Genomic DNA, 23,878 nt, shown 5'->3' with positions numbered 1-23,878 from the left:
TTCCACCTCCGGTATTAATCGGTTGCGTACCCGCAGGAATTTTGATTGTCAGACGCACTAATGGTACATTAGTCATTTTGTATGAACTCAGGGCAGGTGTTGGTTGTACACCTGATTTGGGGTCATAGTCAGTTTTAAAATCAAATACAGTGGGACTATCACCACCATTGCGATCGCTATATCTTGGTCCTTGTCCGCTAACTTCAAATGTTCCTTGATATAAATTTCCTGTTTTCGGGTCTCTGACAACACCTTCAAAAAAAGCTCGTTGTAAAGATAATTCGTCTTGAACGGAAGCTTGAAACTTGACCGGGAAATTAGGTCTGCCTTGGTAATTATAACTTTGTAGTTCGCCACTCAATAAATCCTGTGATGCGATCGCGCCATCACGGGAAATAAATTGCAACCCATAAAAGTCTACAAAATATTTCAAACTACCATCTGCATTTGTTTGCACTTGTACAAATTTCGACGAATAAACAGGAACTAAATTTGGATTACTTTGAGTCCCAATATTGCGAAAAAAAGTACCATTAGCATCCGTATTAATCCGGGTAGTTCTATTATTAGTCGTCACGCCAAAGGGATAATTGAGCGTTCCTGAGATTTCCCCAGTTGTTTGAATATTAAGTTGTGCAGCAGCTGGAGAAGTTTGCAAACCTAAACCAAGTATTGCCAAACTACCACTAGCTAAAGTTGTCAAACCTAATTTATACATGCGTTGAATGTGATATTTTGAGTTTGAGTGTGAAAGTTGCATTTATGCTCCAAAAGGAGTAATAAGTGTGGAATTTGGACTGCTGAGTTAGGAATTAAGTAAATCAATTGTCTATTTAATTACATCTTCCTCCGTAGAAAATTAAAACCGGAATGTTGCCCGCATTGCCCCGACTACCAATGTGTCATTATCGTTATTATGGTTGGGATTGAGAATGACAAATAAACCGGGGGTTAAGGAGATGTTGTCGTTGATTTGGGCGCGGTAAAAAAGTTCTAAGTGTAAGGATGTATCTTCCCGTCCACCTTTCCCACCACCTGTCTCAAAGTCGGGAAGAGCAAAGTTCGGTAGATTGTAGCCATCGGGTAAAGTGCTTGATGTGATTTTTGGCGGTTGTCCGACGATTAAACCACCTAAATTACCAGGACGGAAAAGATTGGGAAATGCCGCAAATACTGCCCAATTCGTCGTTTCTACTGTCCCGGAGAGGTTAACAGGATTAGAAGCAGTCCAACCACCCCAACCACCTAGTTGCAAGTTGGGATTGACTCGCCATGCAACTGTTGCACCGACTGCATGGGTATCAAAAGTAGTTTGGGGCGCGAAGGGTGAAACTAATTGAGTGTCACCAATACCTGTGCGGAGATTGCCATCGGGTGAGTGGTTAAAGAGATAATGAACGCCAATATCAACATTATCGGTAGGTGCTACGGTAATTTGTGCCCCTGCGGTATAGTTACCTCCAAAAAGCCCACCAACATTAATATCGCCGGGAAAGCTGGCAATTTGGGCACTATAGATACCTTGTAAAGAAATGCGATCGCTTATTTGCCAATCAAAACCAACCCCACTGGTACTGCTACCAATCGCCAAAATTGGGTTACGCTGTCCGAATAGGGAAATTGCCCCATCACCGGAACCTTCTAAGGGATTGATGCCGCGAAAGGTATTAATGGGGTTGACTCCTGCGGTTCCAACAACAACTCCAAAGTTATCTGAAACTGGAAAACGATAGGATAATTCATTCAAATACACATCATTATTACCGGTATCCGATTCAAAACCCAATCTACCCATATTCGTAGATACAGCTTGGGTTGATGAACCTAAATTACCAGCCGCAAGTCCTGTTAACAGTAAATCCCGTCCGTTAAAGGAAGTTGCTAAAGTCAATTGACTGCTACTTGTAAAAGTTACATTTGTTTCGGCTTTACGGGGCGTTTCTTCACCGCGATATAAAAATATATCACCCTCATTGGTTCCCTGAACGCTAAAAATCGCCTGTCCATACAGCTTTGTGGTGGTGGAGAACTGATTGGCTTCCAGTTCTGCTGTTCGCTCTTCCAGATTATTTAAGCGTGCTTGAAGGATTGTCAGTTCTGGTTGAAATTCAGCTTGTAAGCGTTGTAGTTCAATTAAATCTTCTTGTTTGGCTAGATTTTCTTGATTAGTGGCGATTAACTCATTGATTTTATCCAGGCAAGCATTTAATCCCGCAGCAAACTCATGGCGAGACATGCTACGGTTCCCCTTAAATGTTCCATCTGGATATCCAGCCACACAACCATAGCGCTCGACTAAAGACTGTGCAGCACTAAAAGCCCAGTGAGAGGAATCTATATCCCCTAACTGCGATACGGATGTTACTTGCGACATGCCATCTGTAGATGTTGAATCTGGAAATGTTGAATCTGGAGACTTTGAATCTAGAGATATTGAATCAATAAATTCGGGAGTGGGTGATTGGGAGATGCGGTGAGGGGGAGACTCGGTGATTGGGAGACTCGGTGATTGGGAGACTCGGTGATTGGGAGATGCGGTGAGGGGGAGACGCGGTGAGGGGGAGAGTTCCTGTATTTCCTCGTCTCTTTTAGCTTTTTCTGTAATTTTATTTAATAATTTTTTTTGCTTTTGGGTTAGTTCCGATATGGTTGGTTGGGAACTATTTTCGGAAAGCGTTAATTCAGGTGGTGCGATCGTATTTTGTAATGTACTTTGAGAGGAAAATTCGGTTTTTCCCGCTTTTTCCTCCTTGTCAGATTCTTGCACGCTGTCTGGCTGAATTGCTGGCTCTTCCGGTAATTCTGACAGCGTTGCTTGCCCTGTCGTTAATATGCCCGCCATCAGCAGACCAATATCACTCATTGTATTCCTATCTACTAGTATCAATAGTCATTTAGACAGGAAAAATAATTGCAGACAGGATGTTTTAGTTATCAATACGTGATAAAAATTACTGATAAATAGTTTTATATGTAATTTTACTGAAGAAGATATCTATAGAAAATAAATCTCCGCGTCCCCGCGTCATCACCTGCTACTTTCTTTTGGAGAATTGGTATCACTATGCTCAGAGCTTGGCAAATGTATTCGCGAAATGTGCCCACAACAGTGGCAAAACGGCTTTGCAGATAGCTTCGACATGGCGTTCATCGGTACCACAACAACCACCCAATACATTGATATGTTTCAAGTTGTTGAGTAATTGACGGTACTGACTTCCAAGTTCTTCTGGGTTGCCATCATCAATTTCTACAGATTCATTTAGTTCCGCATGACTTTTGATCGAAGCATTGGCACGAATACCCCTAATTCTTTGAACCCAGGGTTCATTGGCTGCTAACACATCTGCAAAATGTGTCGGATGGGCGCAGTTGATTGCGTAATAAACAGGTGTATAGTCGGTGACTGTATCTACTTGTTCAATAGCATCTTTCAGGCTTTGACCTGTTGGTAATTTGCCATCAGTTTCAACTGTGAAAGATATTGCTACAGGCATTTCTGCTAATTTTGCTGCACGGGTAATACCAATTGCTTCTTCAGGATAGTTCATGGTGATTGCTGTCACCATATCGGCATCCGTATCACGAAACGTCTGAATTTGCTGGTGATGGTATAATTCCGCTTCATTTTCGGTCATTACCTCGGTGGGAACATAGCCATCTCCCCGTGGTCCAATGCATCCACTAATCACCATTCGTGCCTTTTCAGTCTCATATTCTTGGCGAATTTCATCGAGTAGCGCGATCGCTCTACGGTTCATCTCTGCAAGCGACTCATGATCATAACCAAGTTTTCTCCCCCAATCTGGGTTGGCGCGCCAAGTTGCACTTTCTAAAATGAAGCCGACTCCATATTTTTGAGCCATAGAAGCATAGGTGCGAAAGTATTGCTCAAGTGCTTGATAGCCTTGGCGATGCTTCAACAAATCAAAAGCAGCAAAATCAGGTAGTGTAATCCCTTGACGAAAGATGAGGGTTGTTTCCAGTCCACCATCGGTAAGGAACAAATCACTTGATAATTGGGGCAAACTGTCTCTATATCGTGCCATTTTCTTTCTCCTACTTATTTGCTGTCTCAAGCAAATATCAACTACTAACTAATTACACGATCGCTATTTATATATTATGCAATTGCTAACTAACTTCGTAATTATTAATCGGAGAATAATTTACACAAGAGGCACTTTTGCCCTCTGCAATAGCTGTTACACTGACCTGATTACTGACTCAATATCAACATTTTAGGACTTATGCAAAGAAACCTGGTTTCTGGCTTCACGTGCGTAAGCCCTGTGTTTGTTGGGAAGCAAGCCGCAACCCAACAATTATGTTCAAATTAAGATTTGGGTTGGGTTGGTGGCTTGGGATTCCCATTAATGTAATCGCGACAGGCTTTAGTATCAACAGGTTGTCCTTTTTTCGGATTGCAGGGATTTGCTTTTTTCTCTGCACTTGTGTCACCAGTTGTCACATTATCTTTAATCGGTTTCTGCCAAGGACAGGGAATGGGTTTGCCATGACGATCTTGACATGGCACATGTTGTTCAAGTCCACCAATTTCTGTTCTGAGGGATTGTTGTTGTGCCATCGCAGCAGGAGCAAAAAGCACGGTTGTCAAGAGTGTGATGTTAATTACTTTCTGAAGATGAGACATAATCAATATAGTTTGTGTTAGCTGTGTTCTACTTTGAATATGTTGGACTCTCCAGATTTATGCACTTAGTCACAAACTTGTTGCTATCACGTAGCCTCAATATTTCCTCTCTTCGATTTTCCATCCATCACATTATTTTTTTCAAATTGTGTATATTTTTTGATATAATGTTAGGCTATGAGATATTATAAAAGTAGGGAAACACCTTCACTAATTCCCTTCCACTCCTGTTAAGGGAGGTGAGAGTATGTTTAATAAAAAATTTTTAACTCTCTCTATTGCTGGCATCGCAGCAGTGGCTACCATCCTAGCGACTGCTAGTCGAGTTCAAGCAGAGCAAAGCTTGACCACAAATAAGGTAAACCCAGAATATAGGGTAGCGCAGGTTTATCGTCAACCTGGAAATGATCGCTATCCTGGTAATGGTCGTTACCCTGATCCCTATCGTCCGAACCCTTGGAATAATCGTAGAGCACTTGCAGAAGTATGGGAAAGGGCACGAATGCGCCGCTACCGCGAATGTATGGTTCGCTCCCATCATAATTGGAGGTTCTGCGATCGCATACTTAGGGAGCGCAACCCCTATGAAGGATATCGTTGGAATTAATTGCATAGTGATTGAAATTACCCAGATTTAAATAGCCAGATAATTAACCACCTTGCTGCATAGTAAGGTGGGGTTACTTTACCTTTTCCCATTGCCCAAAATTGCATAACTATTCCTTAACCAGAAATATAGAGAAAGTAGATAAGAAATTAGGGAGAGAGTAACTGTGGTAGAAGAACTATACACACCCGAAGAACTCGCTCAAATGCATGATTCTTTGTGGCAATGCGTGTTACAGTTTGCAAATTTATCAGCAAAACAAGAACGCGATCGCATTGCGCGAGATTTACATGATTCGTTGGGACATTCGCTAACGGCGCTGAATTTTCAATTACAAACTGCAATGAAATTATGTCAACCCAATCCCAGTCAAGCACAGGAGTTTTTAACTGAGGCACATCGATTGGTGGGAATTGCCACACGGGAAGTTCGTCAATCAGTAAAAGCATTACGCAGCGAAGCCGTGGAAACTCAGTCACTGGAAACGCTCATAGAATCATTGGTAAGTGATTTTGAACGAACAACAGGAATTTCACCCGAAGTTAACATAGATTTACCCATCGCCTTATCTTCCTATTTGGTTACACCTGTTTATCGAATTACCCAAGAAGCACTCAATAATATTCGCAAATATGCTAAAGCAACAGCAGTACAAATTAATATCTGCACAACTCCAACAGGGATATATTTAATTATTAAAGATAATGGTTGTGGATTTGATGTGACACAGGTTTCTGGTGGTTATGGCATTCAAGGGATGAAAGAACGGGTTGCAGTTTTACAAGGTCGTTTGCAACTAGAATCAAAACCTGGTCAGGGCTGTTGCATTAGTGTGGGGATTCCCATGCAAATATCTCGCATACCGGAAATTATTAGTCAGGAAGAAAATACACTAATTCAACCTAATTTCCCCAGCGATTTGAGCCAAAAAGATGTAATACCCGAATCTGAGTTGACAACATTATATAATTTCACCAACCTTGAACCTGTCAACATCTCAAATACAGCAACAAGCTTTGACACAGAATATATCCAACAGGAACCAGAGCTTTTGATATCTTCGTCAAAAATGGTCAAGATTAGTGAATGGCAACCTTTAAATTTGAACGCATAAGACTTTAGTATGACTCTCAACCATATGTATAGTGACTTTATATTCAACATAGATTCCCTTTCCAACTAAAGTTGGAAAAATCAAAAACTACTAGAGAATTTCCAATATTCAAGGTATTAATATAAGGAGGTGAACAAGTAAATTGCATTATACATTCACCGATGTTCTATCGTTATCAAGCGAAATATATGCTAGCTGTTCTGTTGTTGGTAGCTTTTCTATTAACTCTAATCTGGCAATTAGTGAATGCTGTTCATGCTAATTATCAAAAACACTGCCAATTAATATTATTTGAACAACAAATAAATCTCTATACATCTCAGATACTAAACATGACTGAGATACAGGAAAAAAATCAAAATTTAATCAACTTATATAATGCTTTAGGGCAATCGATCGCAGCTTTAAATATTCAGTTACAAGTTGCCCAAAAATATTGGTTTATCAACCCCGAACAAGCACATGAATCACTTACAGATGCTTCCCAACTCAGTGCCAGTTTAATGTATGAAGTTCGACAAATTGTCAAAGAAATGAGTGTAGAGCAAGTAATCGGAGAAAACTCAAAATGTTATGCTTCACAAGCAGAAATATATTTATTATCAAGTAAGTATTAAGTATATTTGTGTAATCATAAAAACAGTTTTCCTCAAAAAGTCAGATGATACTTGATACTTAAATCCCAGAAAACAGATTTATTTGCTCTTAAGCCTTATTTGATACATAGCCTCTACAATCTAAACATATCAAACCTAAAAATATCAAACCTAAAAATATCAAATCCTATGATTCGCTTATTACTTGTAGATGACCAAAGTTTAGTTCGTCAAGGTTTAAAAGCAATATTAAGTCTAGAAACTGACCTCGAAATTGTGGGGATGGCAGAAAACGGTGAAGAAGCGATCGCTCAAGTTGAAGCATTACAACCTGATGTCATATTAATGGATGTCCGAATGCCTGTAATGAATGGTGCCAATGCGACTCGAATTATTTGCGAAAAATATCCCCAAATGAAAATTTTGGTATTAAGTACCTACGATGAAGAACGCGATGTTAGTGATGTAATTCGCGCTGGTGCTAAAGGATATTTGTTAAAAGATATGCCTTCAGAAGAACTAGTAAATGCGATTCGCTGCGTTAACTCTGGCTATGCTCAACTAGCACCTGGCTTACTCGAACGAATCGTCAATAAAACATCATCACCAGTAAATACTTCTCCATCCACTTCTCCCCCACTTACCGAACTCACAACCAGAGAATTAGATGTTGCGAAATTAGTGGCAACTGGTGCAACTAATCAAGAAATTGCCGAACAATTATATATCTCAGAAAGCACTGTGAAAACTCATATAAATAGTATTTTTCATCGTCTCAATTTAAAGAATAGAGCGCAACTTGCTATTTATGCAAATTCAGCTTTTGGTCATGCAGCACCTATTTAAGTTTAACTGTAAGATTTAGATTTAGATTTAGTGTTAGAAAAAAATATTTTTACACAAAAATAGAGATGCTAACTAAATTCAACATCTCTATTTTTGTATGCATTTAATTTAGCAATTAGCAACCTTGTGGCTCGAAAATAAAACTGATTCTTTGGTCTGTGGGGATATCATGGGTAGTGAGCGATCGCAACGAAGACCAAGTTTTTGCTCCAACAATCCCATCTGCTGTTAAGTTGCGAGATTTTTGGAATTTAATCACTTCAGCTTTGGTTTTTGCTCCAAAAATACCATCGACTGTAAGTGTACCAAAGTATGAATTATATAACCCTTGGAATGCTTCTACATCAGCGCCTTTAGCACCTTCTTTCAAAACAGGTTGCTGTGCTGCCCATGCTTCATTATCAAGTGCGATCGCTGTATTATTACCAACAATACCATCTTTGGTTAAACCATTGGCTCCTTGAAACTTGATCACAGCTTCTTTTGTTTTCGCGCCAAAACTACCATCAATCTTTCCAGAATATAGCTTTAAAGTTGTCAAAAATCCTTGTATTATCGAAACTCCATCACCCACAGAACCCTCTTTGAGTGGAAGAATAGAAGTAGCTGTAGTCATGAGATTCTCCTGGTTTTAGTGAATTACTAATTTCTACTACGGTTGGATTTATTAACTAGTAGATTTACAGGTTAATAAATTTCTTTTTCAATTCAACCACGACAACTTCAATGTATATATAAAAACAATCTTAAGAATTGGAATCAAAGTCGATTTCATTAAATCAATGCACTTCCAGTAAGGATTTGAGATTATTTATGAGTTATTTTTTCTGTGGGATGTACAGTAAAAAGACACACTAAATTTTAGTTATAGTATAAAAAATCATACTTTGGATAGATGCAAATAATACTAGATGAGTTGCACTCAGAGATAGATTAATCTAGTATCTAGCGACACTTTAGCTAATTTCAAATCTCCAACGAAAAAACTGTAGATTGGAATTCAAAAAATATGTACATTTCCGGAATCAAATAAATTGAGCAGGTATCATTTAAAATAATATTTAGCTAGAGCAAAGTGGTTTATGGAACCGATAACAGCTGCAACGATCGCAACTCTCGCTTTTACTAAAGTTTTTGAAAAAACGATTGAGAAATTTACAGAAGCAGCACTACAAAAGATGGATGAGTTGCGGAAAAAGATTTTTGACAAGTTTCGTGGGAATGTCAAAGTCGAAACAGCATTGAGAGCAGCAGAAAAAGGTTCCAAAAAAGATTTAGATACAGTTGCCGCTTACTTACAAGTATTAATGCATGAAGAACCACTTTTTGCTGACGAAATTCGCGCGATCGCAAGAGACATAAAAGCGGGTGAAAAGCAAGATAATAGCACTATGACTCAGATTAACCAAGATAATGCTAGAGGTTGGCAAACAAAGGTTGACGGTGGTACTGCTTATATAGGCGAAAATACCATCAACCAAGCACCTCCCAATTCTTAAGGAATGCGAATTAAATAAAGTATAAAAGTAGGGTGCTGTTAGCGCAGCGTAACGCACCATTTCATATTTGTTCGCATTATATTTGTTCAGAATTATAAGTTATTAAATTCCTGTTCCTAAGATGATTTGGTGATGATGAGCCAAGAAAATAGTGGGAATGCCCAAGGTTTCCAAACTCAAGTTAATGATGGTGGTACCGCTTATGTTGGCACTAACCATATCAATATCAATCATGTACCCAAAAAAACTGCAACTGCCGTCAATTCTATTCCCTATCTTGGTGTTTCTCATTTCGTTGGACGTAGGAATGAGCTAACAATAATTCACGAAAAATTGCACAAAGAAAATAACACTGTGGCAATTTCTGCGGTGTCAGGGATGGGTGGGATTGGAAAAACAGAATTGGCGGTGAAATACGCCAGAGAACATATAAATGATTATCCCGGTGGAATTTGTTGGTTAAATTCCAGAGATACTAATTTAGCTGCGGGAATTATTCAATTTGTGCAGTTGCAAATGGGTTTGGAAGTTCCCCAGCAAGATTTCCAAGGAAATCCACTGACGCTGATTCAACAAGTAGCTTGGTGTTGGCAACATTGGCAACCAGCAGAAGGTTTGGTATTGGTGGTTTTGAATGATGTGACGAATTTAGATGGTTTTGCTGAATTACTTCCCACAAATAACCGCTTCCGGGTTTTGATGACAACCAGGTTACGAAATCTGGACACAAATATTCAAGAAATACCCCTTGATGTGTTGTCAGCAGAGGAAGCATTAGAATTATTGATTAATTTAGTTGGTGAAAAGAAGATAAATAAAGAATTAGCCACAGCGAAGGAATTATGTAAATGGTTGGGATATTTACCTTTAGGAATAGAATTAGTCGGACGATATTTAGTTAAAAAAACTCCCCATTTCACTTTAGCGAAAATGTTGGAGCAGTTGAAACAGCAACGACTGCATCAGGAAGCGATTAATCCGCAACAAAAAGGATTGAGTACCGCACAACGGGGGGTTTTAGCTGCATTTGAATTAAGCTGGGTGGAATTGAATCCAGAAACACAAAAAATCGCCGGGTTATTAAGTTTATTTGCAGCAGATATTTTTGTGTGGAAATGGGTAGAGTCGATGACTAAATCCCTCAATTGGGATGAGTCGGATGTGGAGACAGCAATTGAGCTACTTTACCAACGTCATTTCGTGCAATGCTTAGAAGAAGATTTATATGGTTATAAAATTCACCCCTTAATTAGAGAATTTTTAAAAGACAAATTAACCGCAGATGGGGAAAGCAAGGAAATTAAACAAGCATTTACCAACACCTTTATGGAAATTGCTCAAACAATTCCCCATACACCAACTTTAGAATTTATCAACTCACTCAAAACAGCGATTTCCCACTTAACAGAAGTCGTCGAAAATTTTATCGATACTGTCAGCGATAAAAATTTAATTTGGGCTTTTACTGGTTTAGCATGGTTTTACGAAGGACAGGGTTTATATGCATTAGCAGAACCTTGGTATCAACAATGTGTATCAGCAGTAAGATTGCGCTTGGGAGGAAATCATCCCGATGTTGCAAGTAGTTTGATGAATTTAGCTGGACTCTACACATCTCAGGGAAGGTACGAAGCTGCGGAACCTCTTTACATCCGAGCTTTGGAGTTATTTAAACAGCTACTGGGAGAAAATCATCTCCACGTTGCAATTAGTTTGAACAATTTAGCTAGACTCTACGATTCCCAGGGAAGGTACGAAACTGCGGAACCTCTTTACATCCGAGCTTTGGAGTTATATAAACATCTGCTGGGAGACAATCATCCCGACGTTGCAACCAGTTTGAATAATTTAGCTGCGCTCTACACATCTCAGGGAAGCTACGAAGCCGCAGAACCTCTTTACCAACAAGCTTTGGAGTTAAGAAAACAGCTACTGGGAGAGAATCATCCCCACGTTGCAACCAGTTTGAATAATTTAGCTGCACTCTACAAATCCCAGGGAAGGTACGAAGCTGCGAAACCTCTTTATCAACAAGCTTTGGAGTTAAGAAAACAGCTACTGGGAGAGAATCATCCCCATGTTGCAATGAGTTTGAATAATTTAGCTGGACTCTACTATTCTCAGGGAAGCTACGAAAATGCGGAATCTCTTTACATCCAAGCTTTAGAGTTAAGAAAACAACTACTGGGAGAAAATCATCCCCACGTTGCAAGTAGTTTCAACAATTTAGCTGCACTCTACAAATCCCAGGAAAGGTACGAAGCTGCGGAACCTCTTTATATCCAAGCTTTGGAGTTACATAAACAGCTACTGGGAGAAAATCATCCCCACGTTGCAATGAGTTTGAACAATTTAGCTGGACTCTATGAATCCCAGGGAAGGTACGAAACTGCGGAGCCTCTGTACATCCAAGCTTTGGAGTTACATAAACAACTACTGGGAGAAAATCATCCCCACGTTGCAACCAGTTTGAATAATTTAGCTGGACTCTATGAATCCCAGGGAAGTTACGAGGCTGCGGAACCTCTGTACATCCAAGCTTTGAAAATATGCGAACAAAGTTTAGGTATTGCTCATCCCAATACAATGACCGTTCGAGGTAATTATGCAGCTTTTTTAAAGGAATTATGTAAGAAAAAAAGGGATTTGGGAGTGTTTAACAGTGATGAGAGAAATTGGGATCGATTTACATTGGAATAAATGTGTGGTTTGGGAGTGTGATCATGCCGATCGCGTATTGGGTGCAAATCATCCCAATACAATGACTATTCGGGGAAACCTCGAATATTTACGCATACAGCAGCAAGAAAGTGGGGATAATTCTTGGTGGCAGAGGTTGAAAAGGCTGTTTTTCGGTTAATGGTTGTGGGGTTTGGTCAATTGACTCGTTAGTGTTGAGAGATATTGCGATTGCTTCATTACGCTTCGCTTCATTCGCAATGACGGTTAGGGTTTTGTGGTTTTGGAATAGATGGCGATCGCATATCGCAATGACTCGTTGGTAGTGAGAGATTCTGCGATTACTTCCTTCGTCGCAATGACTGGAGGGGCTTTTGTGTTATTTTGGAGCGCGATCGCATTCCCAATCTCCGTCATTGCGAGGAGGAACGACGACGCAATCGCAATGACTCGTTGGTAGTGAGAGATTCTGCGATTGCTTCCTTCGTCGCAATGACAGTTTAGTATTTGTTGTTTTGGATTGAGATGTGAACTTTACAGCACATCGTCGTATAAATCACACCATTCTGGATTTACGCTATTGACTAAATCAATTTTCTTGTTTCTGGAACCAGCTTTGATTTGCTTCTCTCTTGCTATAGCATTATTAACATCTGTAAAAATTTCGTAATAAACCAGTTTATTCACGTTGTACTTTTTTGTAAAGCCTGCAATTAATTTTTCTTTATGTTCGTAAATCCTTCTAATTAAATCATTCGTAACACCTGTATAAAGCACGGTATTAGATTGATTTGTGATTATATAAATATAGTATTGCTGGCTCATTAATTATAATTAACTGATAACTCATTTATCAAAACCCAATCGCTGCTTAACCTCCTCCCAAGTGGAACCCTGTTGCGGATTTTGACGGTGTAATTCTAAACGTCTATCTAATTCTTGTTTTTGACCTTCACTTAAGGAAAATTCCGAAGCATCGCATTCCAATAAAATACTATCCCATAAATCTTCAGCTAGTTGTATTCGCTCGGATACACTTAATTCGGAAATATCAACCTTTAATATAGGGTGCATACTTGTTTAAATTGACTATTGTTGCTCATTTTAAGTTAATCGACTTGTTAACGACGCTGCTGTAATTTCTGCTCTAGTTGACGAAAAACTATCTCCCCGTCAATGACTTCCCCACGTTCGGAAGCTTTAACCCCAATCGCAATTTCCCGCTTCAATTCCTCAAATCTACCTTTGTAAATATTTTCCAGTTCCTCCAGCAGTTTAATACCCGCAATAATCACCTCTTCCGTGGAGGTATATTTACCACTTGCTACCTGATTTTGGATAAATTGCTCTAATTCAGGAGTTAGGGAAATACTCATAAATATTGTTTGTTTTACTTTTTTCTATATTCTTTAGATTATAAATCAGGAATGATTTGCTTAATAGTTGGAGAAATTGCGATTTTGCGATCGCTTTTCCACAATGACGAATTTACGATTATTAGTTAGTGGTTAGGAGTATTGCGATCGCTCTAATCAGTTTTCCATTCAAATTCTGGAATATCCGCACCAATCATAATATTACGCAAAGTTCCAATCGGTAAATCACGACCTTTATGATAGGGTACAATTACTTGGAGTTGGCGATCGTCATTTCGCCATTTGCGATGACTACCTTTTTGAGAAATCAATTCAAACCCGTAACTTTGTAAAATTCTTTCCACCTCATCTGCACCCATCCGTCTGATACGAGTCATCCAACCATAATCTCACGGAAAATTGCACCTGGTGCGAGTTTAATTGGATCAGTTTCAAGATATAGTTGAATTGCTTCGCGGATATTTTCTAAAGCTTCTTCCTCAGTATCTCCTGCGGAGGTACAACCAGGTAGTTCAGGACACCAAACAGCCCATTCTCCTGTTTCTGGATCGGGTTCGAGAACTACTCGCCATTTCATATTCAATATGTGTCCTTTACGCTTACAGTTAAGCTATTGCTAAATACAATCATAGCTTGCTTGCGATCGCTTGTTGGAAATGATAAACCTTGGGATTGCTTCCTACTCTGCGGGAAAACTAAAAGCGAACATCGCAATGACAGTTTGATTTTTGTCGTTTTGGATGTGCGATCGCTTTTCTTTGAGGAGGCGGTGAGAAATTGCGATCGCTTGTGTTTTTAGTCAAAGTTGTCACGCAAATAATTATATTTTAGTATTTCCACTCAGACAATTCCGGCTTTTTACTTCTCTATTGAGAAAATAAATATACAAATATGGGGATAAATCGAGTTATTTTGCAAGAGCGATCACATTATCCAATTTTTGCTAAAGAAACCAAACCATTATCTGCAAAATCGATTTCCAGATGATATCCTTCCATCATTGCAGTTCCCAGTAAAGGCTTATAACCAGAAGCTAAAACGGGAACTACTTTTTCTAAATTATCCCAAACAATAGTCGCTAGATGTACCGACAATAAGGCTTCACTACCATCAGCGAATCTTGCAGGTATGGTTGAATACAAAGGAATATTCATTGCACTAATTGCTTGTGCTGGTAGAGTAAGATAGTCGTTGAATCCAGTATCAATGACAAAATTCACAGAAAAATCAGGCTGCTGTGGTAAACGAAAAATTACTGGAACTATTGCTTTGCGCTCAACTAATCTTCCGTAAATCATTCAACTGTACGCAGCATGGGAGCATGACCAAAAGTAACTGCAACATCATAACCAATTCGCATAGTAAATAATCTAGCGTTAGGATTTTTCTGTTTTAATTTCAATCCTGATTCGACACCACTTTGATCAATTCCATATTCGCCAGTTTCGGCATCAATCACAATCATCTTACCAAGATTATCGCCATGTTCGACTTGTTGGCGAATCCCGTTTTCGTAAAATTCTTTGGCTCTTTGGGCAACTTCCTCTACAGTCCAAAAAAGAGCTTGCATAATTACACCTGCTTCCAGCTAAGACTTTTGCATATTCTCATTATAGATACAAGCGTCAATATACTGATTATGGTGTGGCATGAAGCAGGGTACGCATTGACAGTTTTTGGTGTTTTGGGCGAAAGTGCGATCGCTTCTCTTTGAGGAGGTGGTGAGAAATTGCGATCGCTGTTCACTAAATTACTAATATGGATAACTGGGAACTTCGGAAGTGATTTCTGGATTTGCCTGAGTCGATTTCGCCGTTGCTAATACTACTTCTCTCTGCTGACGTTTCGCTACTAATATCGTATGCAAAAGTTTGGGAAAAACAATACAAACAATGGCGTTTGCAGCAGTTAGGAATAAACCATCTATTAAATTCATAGAAAATCCCCCTGTGGAACATTTGGACTACGATTAGCTTCTACTGTTTAATGTGCTACAAAAACCCCAGTCATTGCTAGTCATAATAGTTAGGAATTTCTTCTATCTATCATAAGCTTTAGTTAATGTTAATTTATATAAAGTTTGATCTGAATGGGAAAACACATCCTTAGAAGGATGCTTTGATTTTTTTTGATTTAAACACCATGCCCATTTGTAAAGATTATTAATAATGTATGGCTTTCTCCTTGACACTTATTCTTTTTTGTTATTGGTGGGAGCATTGACCACAAAAATGCGGGCTAAATTTACATGCCGGTGTTCTGGTCAAACTATAGGTCGTGCAGAAGGGAAAGCTAGTAACTTCCTGTCTAGAATTTTGTAAGGTAATAACATGATGTTTTTGAATTGATTTGCCTCCCAAAGCTAGAATCATTGATATTAGTCTTGGTAATGCAATACAAGCGACTGCGCTGACTAAAGTCAAAAACAGAATATCCATCAAATTCATGGGTAATTACCTCTTGGCGATCGCCGGAAATTAAGGATTTTAGATTTTAAATTGTGAATTTTGGCAAATCCCAAACAACTAACCTAAAATTCATATTGGCAGAAGCGGTCTTTCAGAGGCAGCACAAGGTGCTACCGGTTCGACTGTCGTTATTTAGTTGCATAGCTATTTAACTATACCACTTTATCATACCATAGACTTTTATTTATGCATCAATCAATATTCCCTAGGAAAAACCAAGGGAACGAAATGTATTATTTGCAATTGGTTATCTTAACTACATAGCAAAATATGTTGGCAGTAAAATCAATCGAAATCAAGTTAATTTTTTAAGTGAGGTACTTATGGTGAGAACATCTGCTGACCCCAATTTTTTCTCAAGCTATACAGAGCAGGAACGCATCTATGCCAAGGATTTAATCGATTATGCTGATGTGGAAACGTTGCCGGAGATTTGGTCTTTGGTAGCACAGCGATATCCTGATATTGTTGCAGTTTGTAACCCTCATGCCAAGCCAGAAGTTCTTTTCACATACACACAGCTATATGAAAAAATTCAGTGTTTCGCGACTGGTTTGCAAGTTTTGGGAGTGAGGGAAGGAAATCGGGTTGCCTTAATTTCTGATAATTCTCCGAGTTGGTTAATCGCCGACCAAGGGATTATGATGGCTGGTGCGGTGAATGCGGTGCGGAGTTCCCTGGCAGAACGGGAAGAATTGCTGTTTATTATTAGCAATAGTGGCAGTACCGCTTTGGTATTGGAAAATTTGAAAACTCTGAAAAAGCTGCGGGAAGGTTTACACGAGTTACCAATTGAGTTTGTAGTTTTGCTCTCGGACGAACAACCAGGTAGCGATGATAGTTTAAAGGTGCTGACTTTTAGCCAATTGATGGAAATTGGTAAGCAGCATCATTTGCAAACAGTTCAACGTCAACGCCAAGATTTAGCAACTTTAATTTATACCTCTGGAACAACAGGTAAACCCAAGGGTGTAATGCTCACACATGCAAATTTAATGCATCAAGTTACATCATTAGGGTCAATAGTTAGACCAAAACCTGGAGACATTGTTTTAAGTATTCTCCCAACTTGGCACAGTTACGAACGCAGTTGTGAATATTTCCTTTTTAGTCAAGCTTGCACGCAGATATATACCAACTTGCGATCGATTAAGTCTGATTTGAAAAAATTTGCACCCAACTATATTATTGCCGTACCACGTTTATTGGAATCGATTTATGAGGGCATACAAAAGCAATTTCGCGACCAGCCAGCCTCGAAACAGCGTTTGGTGAGTAATCTTTTGGGTATCAGCGAAAATTATATCAAGGCACGACGCATTGCTCAAGGTTTAGATTTGGAGAATTTTCAGGCATCAGCTTTACAGCGCTTGCTTGCAAGCCTGAAAGCAACTGTATTATCGCCCTTACATGCTGTCGGAGATAAGTTAGTTTACAGTAAAGTCCGGGAAGCAACCGGAGGCAAGGTAAAACAAATGGTGAGTGGTGGTGGGGCGCTACCAAGACATATTGACTTATTTTTTGAGATAGTTGGAGTTGAGATTTTGGTGGGGTATGGCTTAACCGAAACATCCCCTGTCACCCATGTACGCCGAGTCTGGCGCAATGTACGTGGTGCTGCGGGACAGCCAGTACCGGGAACCGAAATCAAAATTGTTGATCCAGAGACACGCAAACCTTTAGCTGTGGGTGAACGGGGTTTAGTGTTGTTACGAGGACCCCAAATTATGCAGGGTTATTACCAAAACCCAGAAGCAACAGCAAAAGCCATAGATAGTCAAGGTTGGTTTGATAGCGGCGACCTAGGTTGGGTGAGTGAGAAAAATGACCTAATTTTAACCGGACGTGCCAAGGATACGATTGTATTAACCAATGGTGAGAATATTGAACCCCAACCCATCGAAGATGCTTGTTTGCGATCGCCCTATATCGATCAAATCATGCTTGTTGGACAAGACCAACGCTGTTTGGGTGCATTAATAGTCCCGAATGTTGAAGCCTTGGAAAAATGGGCAGAATCGCAAGATTTAAAACTGTGTATACAGGAAGACAATGTTACACTGACAGGCAGTCAAAAAATAAATCTTGAGAGTAAAATTGTCCAGGATTTATTTCGCCAAGAAATGAATCGAGAGGTGCAAAATCGTCCAGGCTATCGTCCTGATGATCGCATCAATCCATTCAGATTAATTGTAGAGCCGTTTTCGATTGAAAACGGTTTGATGACTCAAACATTGAAGCTGCGGCGACATGTTGTGATGGAGCGCTATCGCGATACGATTAACAACATGTTCGCCTAAAGCCTCCACACCTGCAAACTAACGAGTGAACGTGAACCATTTATGGATGTCTCCAAACAACTACTTTTAAAACGTGCTGTCAATGTCAAGGCGATTGTCACCCCGCTTTGGAAAGAAGAAGTACAGCAACAACTGCAAGCACAAATTAATCAGATCGACCAGCAACTACAACAAATCGACATCCAAGGACAAAGAGCAGTTTCCGAAATTCAAAAGCAATCAATGCAACCACCGGGACCTCAAACCTTGCAACAAATCGATAATATTCAAGCACAGGTGAATGAGAAGAAAAGCGAACTCCTTGAACAAAAAAACCAGAGTTTGCAAAACCTCCAGCAAGTTCAGTTGTTGGAATTAGATCAAGAAGTCAATCAGTTCCAAATGGAAGGTTTTTTCCGTGTTGAACCAGGTGATAACTTGATTAGCAAATTACAAGTTGAAGTTGTTATTCGCGATGGTGTTGTTGAAGAGATTCGCGGCGATATTTAATTAAATGCTGATAATTTACTGAGTGGAAGAGACGCGATGTTCCTCGCGTCTCTTGTTTTGTATTTGGTGCAAATTAGTCAATCGCAAATTCCAGCATTCCTCTATCATTTATTTTTCTCCGCCTCCCCATATCGCCCATCTCCATCGATTTGCTCGTAATTATTTAGCGTAACCTGACATCACTTCCTCAATCAGCAATATCTCTTTCCACATTGTTCTTGGGAACCAACCCAAACTATTTGCCACATGGGCGGAGAACTAGCAAAAATAGTTCTGCCAAAACTGGTAAGTTCAACACGATAGCGAACTGCACTGCGGTAGTTTTGGTTTCGCGTTGGTTTGTTTTGGGTAATAGTGACTAAAGCTTGGTTGGGATATGGATAAACTACTTCGACTTGGCGCTTTGTGCGATCGCCGTGAGGAGTATCAAATACATCCATTGCTAATGACGCTGGATCAGTACCTTGAAGCCCGGAATTAATACTTTCAAGTGGTATTGTTTTATACTTAGCTCGTTCTGGATTTATTACCAGGCTTGTAGTTTGAATTGCCACTGGTGGTTGTTGCGCTTGCACGTTTTGATTTGTAGAAATCGCTGTGATTAGCTGGCGGTTTGTGAAAATACTACCAACTGCGGCTGTGGCAAAGATACTCAGTATAAGTATCAGAAAAATCTTCAACTTTGCCGACATAATAAAAACCGTGTTTCCAAGATTTTAGTAGATCAATTTTGAATTTTAGTATTGATGTGTCACCAAATCTCCTATTACTTTAGGTATAAATCATGAGTTTGGGGTTAGGGGAAGAGGGAGACGCAGGGAAACGGAGAATAAGAAATCCTGATTGTCCAGTGCTTGCCAATATATCTTAGATATCAGACGACATCTAAATATACCAGTCGTCACCAGAAATACAGTATTTATAGACTTTGGAAGTGTAGGATAGTTCCTCCTAGCGATTGTAGATTTTAAATCATCAGTTTTGGGTAGTTCTTGCTAATTTCTTGATGAAAACTTCATAAAAATCAAGATCAAGGGAACTCAGGGGACGTGGGGACGCGGGGACAAAAAGAAAGAGGTTTCTTTTAGAGGTCTCCCACTCTCCCCCTCTCCCACTCTCTCCCTCTCCCACTCTCCCACTCTCCCACTCTCCCCCTCTCCCACTCTCCCCCTCTCCCACTCTCCCACTCTCCCACTCTCCCCCTCTCCCACTCTCCCACTCTCCCCCTCTCCCACTCTCTCCAATTACCGAATGCTCAAATTCAAGCTACAATTCGATCTGGCATTCATCTGCTGTCCATTCCTACAATTATCGATTTCACTAACCACCGTATGAGCATTCACGAAGTATTCATGCCCGCACTTAGTTCCACCATGACTGAAGGCAAAATTGTCTCCTGGGTGAAATCTCCCGGCGACAAAGTGGAGAAAGGCGAAACAGTGGTGGTTGTTGAGTCGGATAAGGCAGATATGGATGTAGAATCCTTTTATGAGGGATATCTAGCACATATCATAGTCCCAGCTGGCGATTCTGCACCTGTTGGTAATGCGATCGCGTTTATTGCGGAGACTGAAGCGGAAATTGCTGATGCTGTCGCTAAAGCCAGTTCCATCTCGGCAGCAGTTGTAGCACCCCTCGCCGCCGCAAGCAAGGGCAGCAGCGCAACAGCAGTTGTTGAACCAGTAACAACATCTCAAAATGGCTCTAACCACCGCGAAGGCAGAATTGTCGCCTCACCCCGTGCCAAAAAATTGGCAAAGGAACTCAAAGTTGATTTAAATGCGATCGCAGGTAGTGGTCCTTTTGGGCGGATTGTGGCGGAAGATGTGGAAACTGCTGCGGGTAAAGTTTCTGCACCTCCCACAGTAACCCCAATCACTGCACCAGTCACAACACCAATTTCCACGCCAGCAGCACCAAAACCTTTACCAGCCCCTGTGAGCGCAGTTGTTCCTAGTCAAACTACGCCATTTACGACGCTCCAAAATGCCGTGATTCGTGGGATGGTAGCGAGTCTTGCTGTACCTGAGTTCCGTGTTAGCTACACCATTACTACCGATGCACTCGACAAATTATACAAACAGTTGAAATCGAAGGGTGTAACAATGACTGCCCTGTTAGCGAAAGCTGTTGCGGTAACATTACAAAAACATCCTTTATTAAATGCTAGTTATTCTGACCAAGGTATTGTTTATCACTCTGGTATCAATATTGCCGTTGCGGTAGCAATGGATGATGGCGGATTGATTACACCTGTATTACAAAATGCTGACCAAGTTGATATTTACTCGTTATCCCGTAATTGGAAATCGTTAGTTGAACGCGCTAGGGCAAAACAACTACAACCGGAAGAATATAGTACAGGTACTTTCACTGTTTCCAATTTGGGAATGTTTGGCGTAGATACATTTGATGCGATTTTACCACCTGGACAAGGTTCAATTTTGGCGATCGGTGCATCGCGTCCTCAGGTTGTCGCTACTACTGATGGCATGTTTGGTGTGAAGCAGCAAATGCAAGTAAATATTACCTGTGACCATCGTATTATTTATGGCGCTCATGCGGCAGCATTCTTACAAGATTTGGCGAAGTTGATTGAAACAAATACACAGTCGCTGACAATGTAATTAGTTGAGTTAATGTAATAATCAATAATTTTTACCAAGAATATTGATTTTTATATCTCGAATAATTTATCTGACTTGGGTTTTTCAAAACTCAAGTCTTTTTTTACGAATCTTGTCATCAAGAAAATTAGAAAAAGTGTTACATCTAGCTAAAATAAATTATCAGTATTGTTTTCTTTCAATATCTATATGAATAGTAAATTTAACTGGATTGCTTTTTGGCTATGTTTATCGACGATTTTATCCTGCTCTATTTTGATAGCCAGCGCACCAAGCAACAGCGAAATTCCCAAAGTTAATCATCGAGAAGCTTCTATGGAAGAATTGAAAATAGTCAAAAATCGTGAAGATTTGGCTGCTTTGAGTGGCAAAAAAGTCAAACTCGTGGGATATTACACATCACAATCTAGCAAGCCTCAAGTAACAGGAAATCCAGGTTTTCGAGGTGTTTATATCAAATCTCAAATTGTCCTGGAGGATGGTACAGTCATACATATTTTTCCATCCTGGAACAAACAATCATTGCGATCGCCTTCTGAAGTAGAGAATCATCAGGGAAAAATTGTCACAGCCATTGGTATAGTAGAGTATACAGCCATTTCTCGCATCAATTCCCAAACACGCGAATCCTTCATTAATTTAGAAGAATTAACAAATAATTAAAACTTGAAAATTTAATTCACTTTCCTGAATATGATGATTCGGAAAAATAATGAAATACACCCACCACGCATTCTCTGAAAATTTTGTTAATCATAAGTAAATGATGCGTGGAGAGTAATATCAAGAATAAAGGTTTGGTTATTTCTATTTATTGATCAAATTGCTTCATTGTATTCATAATCTCTTCGGCATCAACTGCTGCACCTTGACTCTTATAATGTTCAGCAAGTATTTGTGCATCTCTGGCTGCGGCTTGCTGTTTGCCTAATTTGTAGTGTGCAACTCCTCTATTGAAATAAGCATTATCATATTTTGGATTGATTTTAATCGATTGATTATAATCTGTGATCGCTTTTTGATAAGCTCCTAAACTAGCATATAATAGTCCTCGGTTAACATAATCTTTAACTGAAAGTGGATTAATTTGGATAGCACGCTTATAATCTTTAATTGCCTCTTGATGCTTTCTTAAACCAGCTTGTGCAGCGCCTCGATGACTATAAATTTCTGCATTGTTGGGATTCATTTGTATCGCCAGATTATAGTCTGCGATCGCACCTGCATAATCTCCGGATTGATATTTGTTAAAAGCTTTTTTTAAGCCAATATTATTGTTAGGATAAACTTGTAAAGAATGTTCAAAATCACCTAATCTAGAATGACGATTTACTTCTAAAGGAATCGTGGCAGAAACATTGTAAATATCGGCTTGACTGATATTGCTGGCACAAATTTTCCAAGCAGATGCTACTGCCCCAAATGCGATTACTGCAACAGTTAATTTCCATATCTTCATATTTATGTCTCCTTTGAAACTAAACTGGTTAATCACAAAAATGCTATACATCATTTGTGGGTTCTCAATCTGCCTAAATCAAGTTGATTAAATAACAGTTCATCTATATAAAGTGAAGGGATAATGTAATTATGAGCAGTTCAAATTAGCATCGACAACATAATTAGATATACAGCTTCCTTATTCATCAATCGAGAAGCAGTTTCCGGATGATATAATAATAGTATTTTTCGCCAAAAGCCCAGTAAAATGTATTGAAATACACATACATTTAATTATAAAATTATTCTAATTTAGGGTTATCAATTTTCTCAACCAAAAAACACATACAACTATTTGGCTTGGCATTTAACCTTAATGGCTTGAACTTCAACCTCTCAATATTAGATAGCACAGGTGCAGTCATCAGGACAGAAGCTGATATGCTCAATCGAGCAATGCACGCTCCTAATGTTTACCACTTCCCGGTGGTTATGTCGGCTGGTGAACTGATACCAGAAAACTAAGTATAATTTTGGGCTAGATGTCATCTCAAAACTGTAGGGATGCGGTTAATCTAAGTTAATCCTACGGAATTATGTTTTATTGCCATCAAAATCACATTAATCCCAATTCTTCCCCAATATATCCTCACAACTTCCTCACAATTTTCTTCTAATCTAAAGGATGTAAGCAAAAGGTAATTATTCAACCAATCCTGAATTCGGAATTAGGTTTTATCAACAGATTTTCCAACGAGGTTTCTTATGAAAGATAAGCTACAAATCACCTTTCATAATGTCCATGCATCGCCAGTATTAGAAGCTAAAATTACCGAGAGTGTAAATAAATTAGAGCGTTTTTATAATCGAATCATTAGCTGTCGAGTCGCTGTTGATACTCCCCATCGTAATCAAAACAAAGGCAATCTTTATCATGTGCGAATTGATATTACAGTACCGAATGGAGAAGTAATAGTAAATCGTAACCCCTCTGATGATGCTAGCCATACTGATATTTATGTTGCGATTCGCGATGCTTTTGAGGCTGCAAGACGGCAATTACAAGATTATGTGGGCTTGCAACGGGATGAAACGAGAAAAGCTGTTGTGGTGACAACAGAGGATTAATCTAGTTTGCACAATTTAGAAAGGGGAAAAAGGCTGTCTTGATTTGTAAATTTTA

The 23,878-nt window shown here is 39.5% G+C and carries 31 protein-coding genes; 15 read left to right on the top strand and 16 right to left on the bottom strand.

The window, feature by feature from the left end:
* The 4 genes from VB733_RS17470 to VB733_RS17455 all read right to left on the bottom strand — a co-directional run.
* Positions 1 to 760: hypothetical protein (locus tag VB733_RS17470; RefSeq protein ID WP_323341331.1), on the bottom strand; the 760-nt coding region annotated here is incomplete at its 3' end.
* A gap of 99 nt (positions 761 to 859) precedes the next feature.
* The gene (locus tag VB733_RS17465; protein ID WP_323341330.1) at positions 860 to 2,863 is read right to left on the bottom strand and encodes an iron uptake porin; all 2,004 of its coding nucleotides are present in this window, start codon (positions 2,861 to 2,863) and stop codon (positions 860 to 862) included.
* Positions 2,864 to 3,068: 205 nt separating this feature from the next.
* Positions 3,069 to 4,049 carry a homocysteine S-methyltransferase family protein gene (locus tag VB733_RS17460; RefSeq protein WP_323341329.1) on the bottom strand — a complete coding sequence of 327 codons (981 nt, stop codon included), beginning with the start codon at positions 4,047 to 4,049 and terminating at the stop codon, positions 3,069 to 3,071.
* Between the two features lie 287 nt (positions 4,050 to 4,336).
* Positions 4,337 to 4,654 (bottom strand): hypothetical protein, encoded by a 318-nt coding sequence (locus VB733_RS17455; RefSeq protein ID WP_323341328.1) that lies wholly within the window; start codon positions 4,652 to 4,654, stop codon positions 4,337 to 4,339.
* Between the two features lie 247 nt (positions 4,655 to 4,901).
* On the opposite strand from VB733_RS17455, the gene VB733_RS17450 reads away from it, so the two are divergent.
* The 4 genes from VB733_RS17450 (at position 4,902) to VB733_RS17435 (ending at position 7,817) form a co-directional block, all read left to right on the top strand.
* Positions 4,902 to 5,261, top strand: coding sequence for a hypothetical protein (locus tag VB733_RS17450; RefSeq protein ID WP_323341327.1), 360 nt, complete (start codon positions 4,902 to 4,904; stop codon positions 5,259 to 5,261).
* Between the two features lie 166 nt (positions 5,262 to 5,427).
* Complete coding sequence (locus VB733_RS17445; RefSeq protein WP_323341326.1) at positions 5,428 to 6,375, top strand: sensor histidine kinase; 948 nt, start codon at positions 5,428 to 5,430, stop codon at positions 6,373 to 6,375.
* Positions 6,376 to 6,536: 161 nt separating this feature from the next.
* Complete coding sequence (locus VB733_RS17440) at positions 6,537 to 6,992, top strand: histidine kinase dimerization/phosphoacceptor domain-containing protein (RefSeq protein ID WP_323341325.1); 456 nt, start codon at positions 6,537 to 6,539, stop codon at positions 6,990 to 6,992.
* 168 nt (positions 6,993 to 7,160) lie between these two features.
* Positions 7,161 to 7,817 (top strand): response regulator transcription factor, encoded by a 657-nt coding sequence (locus tag VB733_RS17435; protein ID WP_323341324.1) that lies wholly within the window; start codon positions 7,161 to 7,163, stop codon positions 7,815 to 7,817.
* Between the two features lie 115 nt (positions 7,818 to 7,932).
* On the opposite strand, the gene VB733_RS17430 is transcribed toward VB733_RS17435, so the two are convergent.
* On the bottom strand, positions 7,933 to 8,433 hold the full coding sequence (locus VB733_RS17430) for a peptidoglycan-binding protein (protein ID WP_323341323.1): 501 nt from the start codon (positions 8,431 to 8,433) through the stop codon (positions 7,933 to 7,935).
* Between the two features lie 466 nt (positions 8,434 to 8,899).
* Here VB733_RS17430 and VB733_RS17425 point away from each other — a divergent pair, with 466 nt between their 5' ends.
* The 3 genes from VB733_RS17425 to VB733_RS17415 all read left to right on the top strand — a co-directional run bounded on the left by VB733_RS17425 (position 8,900) and on the right by VB733_RS17415 (position 12,176).
* Positions 8,900 to 9,316 (top strand): hypothetical protein, encoded by a 417-nt coding sequence (locus tag VB733_RS17425; RefSeq protein WP_323341322.1) that lies wholly within the window; start codon positions 8,900 to 8,902, stop codon positions 9,314 to 9,316.
* A gap of 135 nt (positions 9,317 to 9,451) precedes the next feature.
* Positions 9,452 to 12,016 (top strand): tetratricopeptide repeat protein, encoded by a 2,565-nt coding sequence (locus tag VB733_RS17420; RefSeq protein WP_323341370.1) that lies wholly within the window; start codon positions 9,452 to 9,454, stop codon positions 12,014 to 12,016.
* A 4-nt stretch (positions 12,017 to 12,020) separates the two neighbouring features.
* Positions 12,021 to 12,176 carry a hypothetical protein gene (locus tag VB733_RS17415; RefSeq protein ID WP_323341321.1) on the top strand — a complete coding sequence of 52 codons (156 nt, stop codon included), beginning with the start codon at positions 12,021 to 12,023 and terminating at the stop codon, positions 12,174 to 12,176.
* A gap of 86 nt (positions 12,177 to 12,262) precedes the next feature.
* Here the strand turns inward: VB733_RS17415 and VB733_RS17410 are convergent, their stop codons facing one another.
* The 6 genes from VB733_RS17410 to VB733_RS17385 form a co-directional block, all read right to left on the bottom strand.
* On the bottom strand, positions 12,263 to 12,412 hold the full coding sequence (locus VB733_RS17410) for a hypothetical protein (protein ID WP_323341320.1): 150 nt from the start codon (positions 12,410 to 12,412) through the stop codon (positions 12,263 to 12,265).
* Positions 12,413 to 12,529: 117 nt separating this feature from the next.
* Positions 12,530 to 12,820 carry a GIY-YIG nuclease family protein gene (locus tag VB733_RS17405; RefSeq protein WP_323341319.1) on the bottom strand — a complete coding sequence of 97 codons (291 nt, stop codon included), beginning with the start codon at positions 12,818 to 12,820 and terminating at the stop codon, positions 12,530 to 12,532.
* 21 nt (positions 12,821 to 12,841) lie between these two features.
* A complete protein-coding gene (locus VB733_RS17400) occupies positions 12,842 to 13,069 on the bottom strand; it encodes an addiction module protein (protein WP_323341318.1) in 228 nt (75 codons plus the stop codon).
* Positions 13,070 to 13,116: 47 nt separating this feature from the next.
* Positions 13,117 to 13,371, bottom strand: coding sequence for a type II toxin-antitoxin system ParD family antitoxin (locus tag VB733_RS17395; protein ID WP_323341317.1), 255 nt, complete (start codon positions 13,369 to 13,371; stop codon positions 13,117 to 13,119).
* A 152-nt stretch (positions 13,372 to 13,523) separates the two neighbouring features.
* The gene (locus VB733_RS17390; RefSeq protein WP_096612447.1) at positions 13,524 to 13,748 is read right to left on the bottom strand and encodes a type II toxin-antitoxin system HicA family toxin; all 225 of its coding nucleotides are present in this window, start codon (positions 13,746 to 13,748) and stop codon (positions 13,524 to 13,526) included.
* The gene (locus VB733_RS17385) at positions 13,745 to 13,948 is read right to left on the bottom strand and encodes a type II toxin-antitoxin system HicB family antitoxin (protein ID WP_323341316.1); all 204 of its coding nucleotides are present in this window, start codon (positions 13,946 to 13,948) and stop codon (positions 13,745 to 13,747) included. Before VB733_RS17385 ends, VB733_RS17390 begins: the two co-directional genes overlap by 4 nt.
* Before the next feature lie 9 nt (positions 13,949 to 13,957).
* Here VB733_RS17385 and VB733_RS17380 point away from each other — a divergent pair, with 9 nt between their 5' ends.
* Positions 13,958 to 14,170: a hypothetical protein gene (locus tag VB733_RS17380; protein ID WP_323341315.1), complete on the top strand. Its 213-nt coding sequence runs from the start codon at positions 13,958 to 13,960 to the stop codon at positions 14,168 to 14,170.
* A gap of 130 nt (positions 14,171 to 14,300) precedes the next feature.
* On the opposite strand, the gene VB733_RS17375 is transcribed toward VB733_RS17380, so the two are convergent.
* From VB733_RS17375 to VB733_RS17365, 3 genes are all read right to left on the bottom strand, one after another.
* Positions 14,301 to 14,669: a clan AA aspartic protease gene (locus tag VB733_RS17375; RefSeq protein WP_323341314.1), complete on the bottom strand. Its 369-nt coding sequence runs from the start codon at positions 14,667 to 14,669 to the stop codon at positions 14,301 to 14,303.
* The gene (locus VB733_RS17370; RefSeq protein ID WP_323341313.1) at positions 14,666 to 14,941 is read right to left on the bottom strand and encodes a hypothetical protein; all 276 of its coding nucleotides are present in this window, start codon (positions 14,939 to 14,941) and stop codon (positions 14,666 to 14,668) included. The genes VB733_RS17375 and VB733_RS17370 overlap by 4 nt, the downstream gene beginning before the upstream one ends.
* 183 nt (positions 14,942 to 15,124) lie before the next feature.
* Positions 15,125 to 15,307 carry a hypothetical protein gene (locus VB733_RS17365; RefSeq protein ID WP_323341312.1) on the bottom strand — a complete coding sequence of 61 codons (183 nt, stop codon included), beginning with the start codon at positions 15,305 to 15,307 and terminating at the stop codon, positions 15,125 to 15,127.
* A 413-nt stretch (positions 15,308 to 15,720) separates the two neighbouring features.
* Here VB733_RS17365 and VB733_RS17360 point away from each other — a divergent pair, with 413 nt between their 5' ends.
* From VB733_RS17360 to VB733_RS17350, 3 genes are all read left to right on the top strand, one after another.
* The gene (locus tag VB733_RS17360; RefSeq protein WP_323341311.1) at positions 15,721 to 15,852 is read left to right on the top strand and encodes a hypothetical protein; all 132 of its coding nucleotides are present in this window, start codon (positions 15,721 to 15,723) and stop codon (positions 15,850 to 15,852) included.
* A 310-nt stretch (positions 15,853 to 16,162) separates the two neighbouring features.
* Positions 16,163 to 18,139, top strand: a complete 1,977-nt coding sequence (locus VB733_RS17355; protein ID WP_323341310.1) for a long-chain fatty acid--CoA ligase — start codon at positions 16,163 to 16,165, stop codon at positions 18,137 to 18,139.
* 42 nt (positions 18,140 to 18,181) lie between these two features.
* Positions 18,182 to 18,628 carry a YlqD family protein gene (locus VB733_RS17350; RefSeq protein ID WP_096612455.1) on the top strand — a complete coding sequence of 149 codons (447 nt, stop codon included), beginning with the start codon at positions 18,182 to 18,184 and terminating at the stop codon, positions 18,626 to 18,628.
* A 191-nt stretch (positions 18,629 to 18,819) separates the two neighbouring features.
* Here VB733_RS17350 and VB733_RS17345 read toward each other — a convergent pair whose 3' ends face one another.
* A complete protein-coding gene (locus tag VB733_RS17345) occupies positions 18,820 to 19,320 on the bottom strand; it encodes a hypothetical protein (protein ID WP_323341309.1) in 501 nt (166 codons plus the stop codon).
* Positions 19,321 to 19,959: 639 nt separating this feature from the next.
* On the opposite strand from VB733_RS17345, the gene VB733_RS17340 reads away from it, so the two are divergent.
* Both VB733_RS17340 and VB733_RS17335 read left to right on the top strand, forming a co-directional pair.
* Positions 19,960 to 21,255, top strand: coding sequence for a dihydrolipoamide acetyltransferase family protein (locus tag VB733_RS17340; RefSeq protein ID WP_323341308.1), 1,296 nt, complete (start codon positions 19,960 to 19,962; stop codon positions 21,253 to 21,255).
* 189 nt (positions 21,256 to 21,444) lie between these two features.
* Complete coding sequence (locus VB733_RS17335; protein WP_323341307.1) at positions 21,445 to 21,918, top strand: hypothetical protein; 474 nt, start codon at positions 21,445 to 21,447, stop codon at positions 21,916 to 21,918.
* A gap of 148 nt (positions 21,919 to 22,066) precedes the next feature.
* On the opposite strand, the gene VB733_RS17330 is transcribed toward VB733_RS17335, so the two are convergent.
* A complete protein-coding gene (locus VB733_RS17330; protein ID WP_323341306.1) occupies positions 22,067 to 22,714 on the bottom strand; it encodes a tetratricopeptide repeat protein in 648 nt (215 codons plus the stop codon).
* 341 nt (positions 22,715 to 23,055) lie between these two features.
* Here VB733_RS17330 and VB733_RS17325 point away from each other — a divergent pair, with 341 nt between their 5' ends.
* Positions 23,056 to 23,220 (top strand): hypothetical protein, encoded by a 165-nt coding sequence (locus tag VB733_RS17325; RefSeq protein WP_416336332.1) that lies wholly within the window; start codon positions 23,056 to 23,058, stop codon positions 23,218 to 23,220.
* Positions 23,221 to 23,460: 240 nt separating this feature from the next.
* On the top strand, positions 23,461 to 23,823 hold the full coding sequence (locus tag VB733_RS17320) for an HPF/RaiA family ribosome-associated protein (protein ID WP_323341305.1): 363 nt from the start codon (positions 23,461 to 23,463) through the stop codon (positions 23,821 to 23,823).
* Positions 23,824 to 23,878 lie beyond the last annotated feature (55 nt).

It is taken from the genome of Calothrix sp. UHCC 0171 (genome assembly GCF_034931845.1).
Lineage (GTDB): Bacteria > Cyanobacteriota > Cyanobacteriia > Cyanobacteriales > Nostocaceae > Brunnivagina.
Note: the sequence above shows the minus strand (reverse complement) of the source record. Positions and strands in the feature narration are given on the sequence as shown.

What these genes read in the sequence shown, in the direction of transcription:
- VB733_RS17465 (WP_323341330.1), bottom strand. Translation starts at nt 2,863, where the DNA reads ATGAGTGATATTGGTCTGCTGATGGCGGGCATATTAACGACAGGGCAA.
- VB733_RS17460 (WP_323341329.1), bottom strand. Translation starts at nt 4,049, where the DNA reads ATGGCACGATATAGAGACAGTTTGCCCCAATTATCAAGTGATTTGTTC.
- VB733_RS17455 (WP_323341328.1), bottom strand. Translation starts at nt 4,654, where the DNA reads ATGTCTCATCTTCAGAAAGTAATTAACATCACACTCTTGACAACCGTG.
- VB733_RS17450 (WP_323341327.1), top strand. Translation starts at nt 4,902, where the DNA reads ATGTTTAATAAAAAATTTTTAACTCTCTCTATTGCTGGCATCGCAGCA.
- VB733_RS17440 (WP_323341325.1), top strand. Translation starts at nt 6,537, where the DNA reads ATGTTCTATCGTTATCAAGCGAAATATATGCTAGCTGTTCTGTTGTTG.
- VB733_RS17435 (WP_323341324.1), top strand. Translation starts at nt 7,161, where the DNA reads ATGATTCGCTTATTACTTGTAGATGACCAAAGTTTAGTTCGTCAAGGT.
- VB733_RS17430 (WP_323341323.1), bottom strand. Translation starts at nt 8,433, where the DNA reads ATGACTACAGCTACTTCTATTCTTCCACTCAAAGAGGGTTCTGTGGGT.
- VB733_RS17425 (WP_323341322.1), top strand. Translation starts at nt 8,900, where the DNA reads ATGGAACCGATAACAGCTGCAACGATCGCAACTCTCGCTTTTACTAAA.
- VB733_RS17420 (WP_323341370.1), top strand. Translation starts at nt 9,452, where the DNA reads ATGAGCCAAGAAAATAGTGGGAATGCCCAAGGTTTCCAAACTCAAGTT.
- VB733_RS17410 (WP_323341320.1), bottom strand. Translation starts at nt 12,412, where the DNA reads ATGACGGAGATTGGGAATGCGATCGCGCTCCAAAATAACACAAAAGCC.
- VB733_RS17405 (WP_323341319.1), bottom strand. Translation starts at nt 12,820, where the DNA reads ATGAGCCAGCAATACTATATTTATATAATCACAAATCAATCTAATACC.
- VB733_RS17400 (WP_323341318.1), bottom strand. Translation starts at nt 13,069, where the DNA reads ATGCACCCTATATTAAAGGTTGATATTTCCGAATTAAGTGTATCCGAG.
- VB733_RS17395 (WP_323341317.1), bottom strand. Translation starts at nt 13,371, where the DNA reads ATGAGTATTTCCCTAACTCCTGAATTAGAGCAATTTATCCAAAATCAG.
- VB733_RS17390 (WP_096612447.1), bottom strand. Translation starts at nt 13,748, where the DNA reads ATGACTCGTATCAGACGGATGGGTGCAGATGAGGTGGAAAGAATTTTA.
- VB733_RS17385 (WP_323341316.1), bottom strand. Translation starts at nt 13,948, where the DNA reads ATGAAATGGCGAGTAGTTCTCGAACCCGATCCAGAAACAGGAGAATGG.
- VB733_RS17375 (WP_323341314.1), bottom strand. Translation starts at nt 14,669, where the DNA reads ATGATTTACGGAAGATTAGTTGAGCGCAAAGCAATAGTTCCAGTAATT.
- VB733_RS17370 (WP_323341313.1), bottom strand. Translation starts at nt 14,941, where the DNA reads ATGCAAGCTCTTTTTTGGACTGTAGAGGAAGTTGCCCAAAGAGCCAAA.
- VB733_RS17365 (WP_323341312.1), bottom strand. Translation starts at nt 15,307, where the DNA reads ATGAATTTAATAGATGGTTTATTCCTAACTGCTGCAAACGCCATTGTT.
- VB733_RS17355 (WP_323341310.1), top strand. Translation starts at nt 16,163, where the DNA reads ATGGTGAGAACATCTGCTGACCCCAATTTTTTCTCAAGCTATACAGAG.
- VB733_RS17350 (WP_096612455.1), top strand. Translation starts at nt 18,182, where the DNA reads ATGGATGTCTCCAAACAACTACTTTTAAAACGTGCTGTCAATGTCAAG.
- VB733_RS17345 (WP_323341309.1), bottom strand. Translation starts at nt 19,320, where the DNA reads ATGTCGGCAAAGTTGAAGATTTTTCTGATACTTATACTGAGTATCTTT.
- VB733_RS17340 (WP_323341308.1), top strand. Translation starts at nt 19,960, where the DNA reads ATGAGCATTCACGAAGTATTCATGCCCGCACTTAGTTCCACCATGACT.
- VB733_RS17335 (WP_323341307.1), top strand. Translation starts at nt 21,445, where the DNA reads ATGAATAGTAAATTTAACTGGATTGCTTTTTGGCTATGTTTATCGACG.
- VB733_RS17330 (WP_323341306.1), bottom strand. Translation starts at nt 22,714, where the DNA reads ATGAAGATATGGAAATTAACTGTTGCAGTAATCGCATTTGGGGCAGTA.
- VB733_RS17320 (WP_323341305.1), top strand. Translation starts at nt 23,461, where the DNA reads ATGAAAGATAAGCTACAAATCACCTTTCATAATGTCCATGCATCGCCA.